At 67.8% G+C, this 11,222-nt stretch carries 9 protein-coding genes and 2 tRNA genes; 5 read left to right on the top strand and 6 right to left on the bottom strand.

Features of this window, described 5'->3' with window-relative positions:
- Nucleotide 1 precedes the first annotated feature (1 nt).
- The 3 genes from groL to ACT3S6_RS14275 form a co-directional block, all read right to left on the bottom strand.
- Nucleotides 2-1,639, bottom strand: a complete 1,638-nt coding sequence (gene groL, locus ACT3S6_RS14285) for a chaperonin GroEL (RefSeq protein WP_444555500.1) — start codon at nucleotides 1,637-1,639, stop codon at nucleotides 2-4.
- Between the two features lie 316 nt (nucleotides 1,640-1,955).
- A complete protein-coding gene (locus ACT3S6_RS14280) occupies nucleotides 1,956-2,657 on the bottom strand; it encodes a LytR C-terminal domain-containing protein (protein ID WP_444555499.1) in 702 nt (233 codons plus the stop codon).
- Nucleotides 2,658-2,707: 50 nt separating this feature from the next.
- Nucleotides 2,708-3,004, bottom strand: coding sequence for a DUF3263 domain-containing protein (locus ACT3S6_RS14275; protein WP_444555498.1), 297 nt, complete (start codon nucleotides 3,002-3,004; stop codon nucleotides 2,708-2,710).
- Nucleotides 3,005-3,148: 144 nt separating this feature from the next.
- On the opposite strand from ACT3S6_RS14275, the gene ACT3S6_RS14270 reads away from it, so the two are divergent.
- Nucleotides 3,149-3,907 (top strand): uracil-DNA glycosylase, encoded by a 759-nt coding sequence (locus tag ACT3S6_RS14270; protein WP_444555497.1) that lies wholly within the window; start codon nucleotides 3,149-3,151, stop codon nucleotides 3,905-3,907.
- Between the two features lie 9 nt (nucleotides 3,908-3,916).
- Here ACT3S6_RS14270 and ACT3S6_RS14265 read toward each other — a convergent pair whose 3' ends face one another.
- Nucleotides 3,917-6,220, bottom strand: coding sequence for a threonine/serine exporter family protein (locus ACT3S6_RS14265; RefSeq protein ID WP_444555496.1), 2,304 nt, complete (start codon nucleotides 6,218-6,220; stop codon nucleotides 3,917-3,919).
- A 199-nt stretch (nucleotides 6,221-6,419) separates the two neighbouring features.
- Here ACT3S6_RS14265 and ACT3S6_RS14260 point away from each other — a divergent pair, with 199 nt between their 5' ends.
- A complete protein-coding gene (locus ACT3S6_RS14260) occupies nucleotides 6,420-8,585 on the top strand; it encodes an MMPL family transporter (RefSeq protein WP_444555495.1) in 2,166 nt (721 codons plus the stop codon).
- 86 nt (nucleotides 8,586-8,671) lie between these two features.
- Here the strand turns inward: ACT3S6_RS14260 and ACT3S6_RS14255 are convergent.
- Nucleotides 8,672-8,748: transfer RNA gene (locus ACT3S6_RS14255), tRNA-Val, on the bottom strand.
- A 282-nt stretch (nucleotides 8,749-9,030) separates the two neighbouring features.
- Here ACT3S6_RS14255 and ACT3S6_RS14250 point away from each other — a divergent pair.
- The 3 genes from ACT3S6_RS14250 to ACT3S6_RS14240 all read left to right on the top strand — a co-directional run bounded on the left by ACT3S6_RS14250 (nucleotide 9,031) and on the right by ACT3S6_RS14240 (nucleotide 10,985).
- Nucleotides 9,031-9,789, top strand: a complete 759-nt coding sequence (locus tag ACT3S6_RS14250; RefSeq protein ID WP_444555494.1) for an MgtC/SapB family protein — start codon at nucleotides 9,031-9,033, stop codon at nucleotides 9,787-9,789.
- A 153-nt stretch (nucleotides 9,790-9,942) separates the two neighbouring features.
- A complete protein-coding gene (locus ACT3S6_RS14245; RefSeq protein WP_444555493.1) occupies nucleotides 9,943-10,299 on the top strand; it encodes a DUF4190 domain-containing protein in 357 nt (118 codons plus the stop codon).
- Between the two features lie 83 nt (nucleotides 10,300-10,382).
- Nucleotides 10,383-10,985: a hypothetical protein gene (locus ACT3S6_RS14240; protein ID WP_444555492.1), complete on the top strand. Its 603-nt coding sequence runs from the start codon at nucleotides 10,383-10,385 to the stop codon at nucleotides 10,983-10,985.
- A gap of 67 nt (nucleotides 10,986-11,052) precedes the next feature.
- Here the strand turns inward: ACT3S6_RS14240 and ACT3S6_RS14235 are convergent.
- Nucleotides 11,053-11,129, bottom strand: a tRNA-Thr gene (locus tag ACT3S6_RS14235).
- Between the last annotated feature and the right edge of the window lie 93 nt (nucleotides 11,130-11,222).

Below are 11,222 nucleotides of genomic sequence, written 5' to 3'. Positions count from 1 at the left end.
GCTAGAAGCCGCCCATGCCACCCATGCCGCCCATGTCATCCCCGCCGGGCATGCCTGCGCCGGCCTTCTCGGGCTGATCGGCGACGACTGCCTCGGTGGTGAGGAACAGTCCGGCGATGGAGGCCGCGTTCTCCAGTGCGGAGCGCGTGACCTTCACCGGGTCGTTGACCCCGGCGGCGAGCAGGTCCTCGTAGACGCCGGTGGCGGCGTTCAGGCCATGGCCCGAGGCCAGGCCCTTGACCTTATCGGCAACGACGCCGGGCTCGTGGCCCGCGTTGAAGGCAATCTGCTTCAGCGGGGCCTCGATGGCGACCTTGACGATGTTGGCGCCGGTGGCCTCATCGCCTTCCAGGGTCAGCTTCGCGAAGGCCTTCTCGCCGGCCTGGATCAGGGCCACGCCGCCGCCGGCGACGATGCCCTCTTCCACGGCTGCCTTGGCGTTGCGCACGGCATCCTCGATGCGGTGCTTGCGCTCGTTGAGCTCGACCTCCGTGGCGGCACCGGCCTTGATCACTGCCACGCCGCCGGCCAGCTTGGCCAGGCGTTCCTGCAGCTTCTCGCGGTCGTAATCCGAATCGGAGTTCTCGATTTCGGCACGGATCTGGTTGACCCGGCCCGAGATCTCCTCGGCGTCGCCGGCCCCTTCGACGATGGTGGTCTCGTCCTTGGTGACCACGACCTTGCGGGCCTGGCCCAACTGGTCCAGCGTTGCGGTTTCGAGCTTCAGCCCGACTTCCTCGGCGATGACCTGGCCACCGGTGAGGATGGCGATGTCGGCCAGCATGGCCTTGCGGCGGTCACCGAAGCCCGGAGCCTTCACGGCGACGGATTTGAAGGTGCCCTTGAGCTTGTTGACCACGAGGGTGGCCAGGGCTTCGCCCTCGATGTCCTCGGCGATGATCAGCAGCGGCTTGCCGGACTGCATGACCTTCTCCAGGACGGCGACCATGTCCTTGACGGAGGAGATCTTGGAGTTGACGATCAGGATGTACGGATCCTCGAGGACCGTTTCCTGACGCTCGGCGTCGGAGACGAAGTAGGCCGAGAGGTAGCCCTTGTCGAAGCGCATGCCCTCGGTCAGTTCCAGGTCCAGCCCGAAGGTGTTGGACTCCTCGACGGTGACGACGCCTTCCTTGCCGACCTTGTCCAGTGCCTCGGCGATGAGCTCGCCGATCTGGGAATCACCGGCGGAGATCGACGCGGTGGCGGCGATCTGCTCCTTGGTTTCGATTTCCACGGCGGAACCGAACAATTCGGTGGTCACGGCCTCGACGGCCTTTTCGATCCCGCGCTTGAGCGAGAGCGGGTCGGCGCCGGCGGCAACGTTGCGCAGGCCTTCCTTGACCAGGGCCTGGGCCAGCACGGTGGCGGTGGTGGTGCCGTCGCCCGCGATGTCGTCGGTCTTCTTGGCGACCTCCTTGACCAGCTCGGCACCGATCTTCTCGTACGGCTCGTCCAGTTCGATTTCCTTGGCGATGGACACGCCGTCGTTCGTGATGGTGGGGGCGCCCCACTTCTTCTCGAGGACAACGTTGCGCCCACGCGGGCCGAGGGTCACCTTGACGGCGTCGGCCAGGGTGTTCAGACCCCGCTCGAGGCCGCGGCGTGCTTCCTCGTCAAATGCAATCATCTTGGCCATGGTGGCTAGTGGTCCTTTCGGGACAGTCTTGCGAATTCATGAACCAGCTGAAACGCCCGCGACGGACGAGCGGGGTCCTGCGTTGTCTGAACGCCGTGCCCACACCCTCGTTGCAACTGATCCGGGGTTCACCCGCGGTGTTCGACGCCGATGCGCTGCGACGGATCCGATCCGCGCCGCGCTTAGCAGTCGCAACACCTGAGTGCTAAGTCAATTATTGGCACTCCCCACCCTCGAGTGCAAGCCATGGGGGCCGTTTCCGGGAAACTCTTCACGTCGGGCTTAACCCCGGCGGCCCGATCCGGGCCTCGGGGACCTAGTAATCGGAGCCGAGGACGACGGCGATCCGGCCGGGAATCTGCGTGGTCTGGTAGACCGTGCCGATGCCCATCGCCCCGGCGGCCTTCTCGGCCGTGGCCCGATCCTCATCCGCCTTGTAGTAGACGATCGAGCTGCTCACCCGCTTGGTCCAGTTCGCGGCGCTGAGGTTGCTGAATCCGGCGGCGCTGAGCTTGGCCTGCCCACTGGCGGCCAACCCCGTCCGGCGCGACCCGTTGTAGACGCCGATCTTGGTGGAGGTATCCGGGGCGGCGGCGGCCGAGCTGGAGGAGGCAGCGGCGGCCGAGCTGGAGGATGCGGCAGCGGCCTTGGACTTCTCCGCGGCCTTCGATGCGGCGGCCTCCGATTTCGCGGCGGCGGATTCGGCCGCTGCGGAGGATTCCGCGGCCGCCGAATCGTCCTCCGGCGCCCCGCTTTCCGCTGCGGATTCCGATCCAGGGGCCGGCGACTGGCTGGCCGGGCTGGACACTGATTCCGAGGTCGCGACCGGCTGACCGGTCAGTTGCGGCAGCACGAAGTAGCTGAACAGACCCACGACCAGAGCCAGGATGCCGAAGGCGACGATCCAGCCCAACGGCGACCGGCGGCTGGCGGCGCCGGTCATGGCTTGCCGGTGGATCCCCTTGCGGTCGGTGAATTCCGGGACCCTGTCGAACTCGTCGTTCGGGTACTTCGTCATCGCAGTCCTTGGTTCCTTCGGTGCAGCGGCGGATGGTGCCGGAATCGGGCCTACGCCTCGCCCGCCAGCCGGCGCGCGCTGCGGGCACGATGCCTCGTTGATCGAAGTCTACGCAATCTTTTGACAAGCATCGGATCATGCGCCAGTGCGGCGTCCGTGTCGATAAGTGCGTTGAGCAACTGGTAGTAGTTGGCGGCCGAAAGGTCGAAAAGTTCGCGGATGGCCTGTTCCTTGGCCCCGGCGTATTTCCACCATTGGCGTTCCAGGGCCAGGATCTGCTGGTCCCGGACGTCCAGCGCGCTGTCTTCGTCGGGTTCGAACTCCAGTTCGCCCGCTTGTACTGCCATCGCATGCCTCCTAGACCTGTCGCGTCACCGGCGCGTCCGACCTCCGGACCCGGCCCGGAGGCGATTTCACCCACCCCCATCCTAATGGCGAATTACATCCATGTCATTTGCCGCGTGGCGTCCTCCTGCGGGGAGAATAGCCCCATGGAAACCGCTGCCGAGCACACTCCCTGGCCCATGGCCCCCGACTGGGCGGCGGCACTTGCGCCCGAGATGCCCCGGTTGCAGAAGCTCGATGCCGAGCTTTCCGCCCGCCGCGACGCCGGCGAACAGGTGCTGCCCGCCGGCGACCACCTGCTGCGCGCCTTCCACCGTCCGCTGGCCGATGTCAAAGTCCTCATCCTTGGTCAGGACCCCTATCCGACGCCCGGCCATTCGACCGGGCTGGCCTTCGCCGTCGACGCCTCGGTGGACCCGTTGCCGCGCAGCCTGAAGAACATCTTCACCGAGTACTGCCAGGACACCGGATATCCGTTCCCCGCTTCCGGGGACCTGACCCCCTGGGCCGAGCAGGGGGTGCTGCTGTTGAACCCGATCCTGTCGGTGGCCGCCGGGGACGCCGGATCGCATCGGAAACTGGGGTGGCAGCAATTCACCACCGCAGCGATCACCGCACTGGTTTCACGCCGGGCCCCGCTGGTGTCGATCCTGTGGGGCCGGCACGCCCAGGGCTTCGAACCGCTCCTGGGGTCGACGCCGGTGATCACCAGCGCCCATCCCTCGCCGTTGTCCGCACGGCGCGGCTTCTTCGGCTCGCGTCCGTTCTCCCGGGCCGACGAACTGCTCACCGCCCAGGGGGCGGCCCCCGTCCAATGGCGTCTGCCCGGGGCCGAGGGCGGCCGTGGCGGCTCCGGGGCGGGGGCGCCGGACACCGAGGTCACGGAGCCACTGCCGGGTTTATAGCCTGCTCCGCTAACGGCGGCGGATCCGCCGCCGCTCGTGGGTGATCCACCCCTTGGTGAAGGGACGGGCGACGGTATCGCCGAGCACGACGCCGCCGGCGATGGCCACGATGATCGCGAAGGCGTTGAACATCTGCAGCAGCCCCACGGACATGTCGCCCGCGTCGATCGTGATGCCATACATGGCCCTGAAGATCGTCAGCCCGGGCAACAGGAAGGTCACTGCCGGGACGGCGACCACCAACTGCGGGGCGGTCATCTTCATGGCCACCCAGCGGCCCACGCCGCCGACGACGATGGCGGCCACGGCCGGGGCCATCCGGTCCCCCACCCCGACCGACTGGGCGAGCAGGTAGGCCAGATAGCCGGTGAGGGCCACCCCGGCGGTGGGCAGCAGCAGGCTGCGAGCCGTCTGTTCGAACAGGGACACACAGAACACAGCGACCCCGACCAGGAAGGCCAGGAACGCCGTCGGATAGGTGATCTGGTCGATGTTGGCCACGTCGAGTCGGCGCATTCCCAGCAAGGTGCCGGTCACCAGCGCCGCGGTGATCCCGGCGATGATGGCCCCGTAGATGAGCATCGAGGAGAAGAAGCGGCCCGCTGCGGTGACCGGGAATCCGTTGATCGCGTCCTGGACCGCCGACACGAATCTCGACGAGGGCAACAGCAACATGATCCCGCCGGCCACGACCACCGCCGGGGAGATCGGGGCGTTGACCGCCCAGAGGAGCATGGCGATGCCCGTGGTGACTGCCGAGCCGAGTCCGATGGTGAAGAACTCGGGGACCTTCCAGCCACCCACCACGTTCATGATGCCGGTGATCAGGCAGAACGAGACCAGGGCCACCAGGGCCCCGAACCAACTGCCCCCGATGAACATGACGAAGGCCGCGCAGAACCCGCCACCGCCCACGGTGGCCAACCACCGGGGGTAGGGCTTGGGCTGACGCAGGATCTCGTGCAACCGTTCGGTGGCCTGGGTACGGGTGACTCCCCCGGCGATGATCTCCGAGACCAGTCCGTGCAGCAGCGCCAGGCCCCGGTAGTTGCCCGTCCAGGAACGCACCACCCGCAGCAGCGACACCGGGTTCTGGTCCTGCGGGGCATAGTTGATGTGGATCGACTGGTTGGTGATCTCCACATCGACATTGCTCAGACCCAACGAGGCGGTGACCGCGATGACGCTGGTCTCCGCCTGCAGGGCACCGGCACCGAAACGGAACATCGACTCCGCCATGTCCAGCGCGAATTCCAGGGTTTGGCGGGCGTTGGCGTCGTACTCGCCGGGGGTCTGGATCAGCGGGTTCGCGTAGGGGCTGCCCACCAGCCGGTCCACGATCGAGAACGCCTGGGTCGGCGGCGACTCCGTATGCATCAGCTTCGAGAACGCGCGCTTGGCCGCCGGGGTGGCCTTTCCTGCGGCCCGGGCGACGGTCGGCAACGGATTCGGCGCGTGGAACGGCGCGGGGGCCGGCCGTGTCGGCCGCGGAGCGGTCTTCGGTGCGGCGGTATTGGTCGGCCCGGTGCGGGCCTCCGGCGGGAGAACGTTGGAAACCCTGGCCACGGCGGGGTCGATGGGCACGGCGGTGGTCGTCGGAGGGGACTTCGGTGCCGGCTTGGGACGCCGGGCCGCGGGGATCTTCCACGGGGCCGGTTTGCGGGTGGAGCCGGCTGCCGGGGTCGCGGCAGCATCCCCGGCAGGCGTGGTTCCGCCCTGGGTGGACCCGCCCGGTGTCATACCCGGCCACCCGGGCCGGGTCTTCCGCGAAGCGGTCCGTGCAGGTTTGATGCGCTGCTCGGGGGAGGTCGGAGCCGGGGCTTCGCCGGCCTGGTCCGTGTCCCGGGCCGGTGGGGTCGCGGCACCCTTCCCTCCGGGGGTAGGCGTATCGGTCGGCGGCGCGGCGACGGGGACTTCGGCGGTGCGGGGGGTGATGCCGTCCCACACCGGTTCGGTCTTGGAACGGTCATCAGGAGAGCCGGGCAGGTCGACACTGCCGCTGGGCAGGACATGGTCGGCCCGTGGGCGGGCCTGCTCCACGGCGTCGGAGGCCTCGGGGGTATACGCCAGGGCGCCGGTGGGTTCGGTCTTGACCCAGTCGTCGTGGTAGCCCGGTGCGGTGTCCTCGGTGTCGGAGGCCGCATCGTCGTCGTTCTCGGTGGAACGGCTTGCGGACCGGGCCAGTCGGCTGAAGAGGCCTGCGGGCTGCTTGATTTCCGACGTCGGAATACGCGGAATCGACCCGGCCTTCGGGTTCGGATCCTGCGTGCGTGTCGTGATTTCGGAGGGCTCCGGCTTGTCGCGGTCGGACACGAACTCTCCTGTTCTGACGGGGTTTCCTGTAAGCAACTCTACAACCGCGGGCAAGCCCCGAAGCGGCGTGGACCCGCCGATGTGTCCAACATCAAAAACCGCCCGGACACGGGATCAACCGATCGGTTGATCCGGGCTGCCGCGGGGCTCCGTAGCGTCGAAGACAACCCGACGAGAACCCCTCCAGGAAGGCCCCACCATGACGTCCCTCGATACCAGGAAGCCCGCCGTGGGAGCCCCGGACCCCGGATCCGGGCCGCGACGGCGGGTGCGGATCCTGATCCCCGCGGTGTTGATCATCCTGTGGTTCGTCGCCTTCTCCATGGGCGGCCGGGCGTTCTCGGAAGTCAACGCGGTCTCGGTCAACGACCCGGCCGAACACCTGCCGGCGAGCGCCGAAGCCACCCTGGTACACGAACTCCAGCCCGGGTTCCGCTCCTCCGACGCCCTACCGGCCACCCTGGTCTTCACGGCCGACTCCCCACTGGATGAGGAACAGCTCCAGGGGATCCAGGGGCTGCTCGATGACGTCCAGACCCTGGACACCGTGGTCCCCGGATCGGTCTCCCCGGCCCGGCCCAGCGAGGACGGTCTCGCCGCAGTGAGCTTCGTTCCGTTGAAGACCCACGCCGCCGACGGCTCGGATATCAAGACCCGCGTCTCGGTGGAGGACCTGCGTTCCTTCCTGGCCGAGAACCCGGTCCCGGGGGTCTCGACCTATGTGGCCGGCCCGGCCGGCATGAGCGCCGACATCGGCGGTGCCTTCGCCGGCTTGGATGGCCTGTTGCTGCTCGTTGCCCTGGCCGTGGTCCTGGTCATCCTGGTCATCGTCTACCGCTCCCCGCTGCTGCCGATCATCGTCCTGGGCACGGCCATGGCTGCCTTGACGGGGGCGATGGCACTGGTCGTCGCTCTGGCGAAGGCCGGGGTGCTGACCCTGTCGGGGCAGACCGAGGGGATCCTGATGATCCTGGTCATCGGGGCCGCAACCGACTATTCACTGCTCTACGTCTCACGCTTCCAGACCGAACTGGCCCGGTTCGGGCGGGGCTGGGAGGCCACCTGGGCCGCCCTGCGCGGGGCGATCGGCCCGATCCTCGCCTCGGGTGGGACGGTGATCGCCGGTCTGCTGTGTCTGCTGCTGAGCGAGATGAACTCCCACCGCATCCTGGGCCCGGTCGCCGCCCTGGGCATCGTCTTCGCCATGCTGGCTGCGCTGACGCTGCTGCCGGCCTTGCTCATGTGGGCCGGCAAGGCAGCCTACTGGCCCCGCAAGCCCCGGGCCCTGGATGCCGATGCCCCGGCCACCCGCGACGAGGGCACCGACACCGAGAAGTCCAGGGCCTACGCCCGCACCGGACGCGGGCTCTGGCCCGCGGTCACCCGACTGGTCTCCTCCCGCCCGCGCACGGTCTGGATCGCCACCGCCCTGTTGCTGGTCATCGGCACCCTGGGGGTGGGCCAGTTGAAGGCCGACGGCATCTCCCAGACGGACTTCGTCATCGGGCAGACCGGTTCCAAGGCGGGCCAGCAGGCCCTCGGCGAACACTTCGCCGCGGGGTCCGGCGCCCCGACAGTGGTCATCGCCCCGGAGGACCAGGCCCGGGACGTGACCGCCGTGCTCACCGAGGACCCCGGCGTCGACGCGGTGGGCCGCCCCACCGAACACGACGGCCAGGTCATGCTCAATGCCACGTTGAAGGACGCCCCCGAATCAACGCAGGCCGAAGAGACCGTCCAACGGCTGCGCACCGAGTTCGACTCCCCCGCCTTCGACGACCAGGTGCTGGTGGGTGGGGACACCGCCGTCGCACTGGATACCCGCGACGCCTCGATCCACGACCGCAACCTGATCATCCCGATCGTCCTGGGGGTGATCGCCCTGATCCTGGTGGTGCTGCTGCGGTCGATCGTGGCTCCGCTGATCCTGGTGGCCAGCACGGTCCTGTCCTTCGGCACGGCACTGGGCGTTTCGGCACTGGTCTTCAATTCGGTGTTCGATTTCCCCGGCGCCGACGCTTCCGTGCCGCTCTATGGTTTCGTCTTCCTCGTCGCCCTGGGCGTGGACTACAACATCTTCCTGATGACCCGGGTCCGCGAGGAGGCCTCCATCCACGGGGCCCGGGTGGGGATCCTGCGTGGGTTGCGGGCCACCGGCGGAGTCATCACGTCCGCCGGGCTCGTCTTGGCTGCGACCTTCGCCGCCCTCGGGGTGCTTCCCGTGCTGTTCCTGGCACAGCTGGGCTTCATCGTGGCCTTCGGCGTGCTCCTGGACACCATCGTGGTCCGTTCCCTGCTGGTCCCTGCCCTGGCCTACGACCTGGGCGAGAAGCTGTGGTGGCCCGGACGCAGCCGGAAGGCCTGATCCCGGCAGCGCCCGTCGCTGAACCGCGCCGACAGACGGTCACGACGACACGAAAAACCCCTCGTCCGTTGCCGGACGAGGGGTGATGGTGGTTCTTACTGGATTCGAACCAGCGACCTTTCGCGTGTGAAGCGAACGCTCTAACCAACTGAGCTAAAGAACCGGATGTCACGCCACGATGGCGTACCTAGAAAGGGTACCGGAGGCGTGGCCCGCCACCAAATTAGTCGAGCCCCTCGTGACCCCTTTCGCATCCTTCCCGATCTCCCCTCCCGACGCACGGCCACCGGCAGCATCCGGCGGTCCCGCCCCCGACGAATGGCACCTGGGGTAAAATCCGGCGCATGGATGTCGTCCGCCCCGGCGCCAACGCCTCGAGGGGCAATGCGGCGGAGACGGGATCGGGCAACGGCGGGTTCTTCCACGCCATGAGGGAGTCGGAATAATGGTGCTGTCCGGGCAAACCACCTGGTGGCAGATGCTCATCTGCCTGGCCGTGGCCCTGGTCCTGTCCACGGCCATCGGATTCGAACGCCAGCTCAAGGCCAAGTCGGCGGGCATGCGCACCCACACCCTGGTCGGTGTCGGCGCCGCCCTGTTCACGATCGTGAGCAAGTACGGGTTCTCCGATGTGATCGCCCCGGCCGTCCAGGACCACATCAACCTCGACCCCTCCCGGGTGGCGGCCCAAATCGTTTCGGGCATCGGTTTCATCGGCGCCGGGCTCGTCTTCGTACGACGCAATAAGGTCCGTGGGCTGACCACTGCCGCCTCGGTGTGGCTGACCGCGGCCATCGGCACGGCCTCCGGGGCCGGGCTGATCATTCCCGCGGTCTTCGTGGTCTTCGCCCACTATGTGGTCGCCTACACCTATCCCTGGCTCGTGCGCCGCACCTCCCTGGGCAACCGGACCGAACATGGCCTGCGCGTCAGTTACGTCGATGGCACCGGGGCCCTGCGGGCCATCCTGCAGGCCTGCACGACCCAGGGATTCCAGATCCAGGGGTTCTCCACCGAACGCGAAGACGGTGGCAGCGGTGGGACCATGAGCCGGCTGATGAAGGGGGCAGAAGCGAAATCCGCCGCCGGCGAGGTCGGGGTCGAGCTCGAGATCGAAGGGACCGGGGCCCTCAACGAGCTGGTCCACCGGCTCTCGGAACTGGCGAACGTCACCGGTGTCACCGTGGAGGACCAGGCCGAATAGGCTGGGACCGGCAGTGCCCACCGGCGGAGAAGAATGCCGGGCGGGGCCGGAACAGCAGGAGAACTACGAAGTAGCGCGTTGCGGTGGCCTGGCCATCGCCAAGAAGGAGGACCCACGGGCGGACTACAGGCCTGGCATCTTTTGATAATCCTGGTGGTCGCCGCCGTGGTCACCGCCGCCGTCGTCGTGATCATCCTGGCGGTCTGCAAACCGAGGGCCGGTGTCGGCGCGCGCCACGGAGCGGGCCTGCCCCAGGGGCCGCCGCCCCAAATCGGGTACACGATGAACGGGCAGCCGATATACCAGCAACCAGTCCCGGCTCAGACTAACGTGCTCGCCATCCTGGCCCTGGTCCTGGGGCTGTTCACCGGCATCCTCGGTATCGTCTTCGGACACATCGCCCGTTCCCAGATCCGCAGCACCGGCGAAGGCGGAGCCGGATTGGCGCTCGCCGGACTGGTCATCGGCTACGTCTGGGTGGGACTCTTCCTGCTGCGCGTCGTCCTCTAGACCCCGTCCTCCCCCTCCGGCCCCACCCCCCGATGAAGGCGGGTCGGCGCCATCCCCTCCGGGCGATGCCCTACGCTATGGCCATGGGCCGTTACGACGATCAACCGATCGAGTTCACCGCTTCCCGAAGGCGGAAACCACAGCGTCGCTTGAAGGGGGCCCGCGTCGGATCACTGGTCGCCGCGGGAGCACTCGTCCTACTGATTTCCGGCCCCGCTCCGAGTCCGACGGAAGCCAAATGGGTCGACCCCGAGCACGCCTCGGCGAACGTGACGGCGTTGACCGTCCCCTCCCTTTCCGCGCCCCCCACGTGCGAAACACTGGACGTAGTCCTCGGGCCCCGGAGGAAGGAAGCGAAGATTGTATGGAAAGCGCCTGAAGAAAAGCTTTCAGCTCCGATGCGCTACGAAATCAGGACGACCAACACCACGGCGGAGCCGACCACGACGAAGTCCATTTTCCTGAAACAGGGAACGACGTCGCATACCTACTCGGATCCCACGCTCGGCGGCCTGGATTTCAAGGAGACGACCACCCTGGAGGTGCAGGTGCTGGTTGTCATTCCCGATTCCCAGACCAACCCGACCCGTGCTCTCTGGGAGAGCCCCGCGCCACCAGCCGCGCAGACCGTAACGTGGAACCGAATCGATATATCCAGGGGCAGCTATAGGTGTGCGGGCGACTAGCAACCCCGCGGGAACACCGGTGGGACCCGGACGGCCCCGGGCAGCGCCGGGCAGCGCCGGGGAATGGTGGAGCCCCCTGCCGGATTCGAACCGGCGACCCCCTGTTTACAAGACAGGTGCTCTGGCCAACTGAGCTAAGGAGGCGGATGCGCCGGATGCCCGGCAGCATGAACAAGATTAGCCCAGGTGCCCTCCGGTGCGGAAACGGGCGGCTCCCGCCGCAGCAGGAGCCGCCCG

The organism is Arthrobacter sp. AOP36-C1-22 (genome assembly GCF_052377515.1).
GTDB lineage: Bacteria > Actinomycetota > Actinomycetes > Actinomycetales > Micrococcaceae > Arthrobacter_H.
Note: the sequence above shows the minus strand (reverse complement) of the source record. Positions and strands in the feature narration are given on the sequence as shown.

Excerpts from the sequence above, each read along its gene's own strand:
- groL (WP_444555500.1), bottom strand. The coding sequence starts at position 1,639 with ATGGCCAAGATGATTGCATTTGACGAGGAAGCACGCCGCGGCCTCGAG.
- ACT3S6_RS14280 (WP_444555499.1), bottom strand. The coding sequence starts at position 2,657 with ATGACGAAGTACCCGAACGACGAGTTCGACAGGGTCCCGGAATTCACC.
- ACT3S6_RS14275 (WP_444555498.1), bottom strand. The coding sequence starts at position 3,004 with ATGGCAGTACAAGCGGGCGAACTGGAGTTCGAACCCGACGAAGACAGC.
- ACT3S6_RS14270 (WP_444555497.1), top strand. The coding sequence starts at position 3,149 with ATGGAAACCGCTGCCGAGCACACTCCCTGGCCCATGGCCCCCGACTGG.
- ACT3S6_RS14260 (WP_444555495.1), top strand. The coding sequence starts at position 6,420 with ATGACGTCCCTCGATACCAGGAAGCCCGCCGTGGGAGCCCCGGACCCC.
- ACT3S6_RS14250 (WP_444555494.1), top strand. The coding sequence starts at position 9,031 with ATGGTGCTGTCCGGGCAAACCACCTGGTGGCAGATGCTCATCTGCCTG.
- ACT3S6_RS14240 (WP_444555492.1), top strand. The coding sequence starts at position 10,383 with ATGGGCCGTTACGACGATCAACCGATCGAGTTCACCGCTTCCCGAAGG.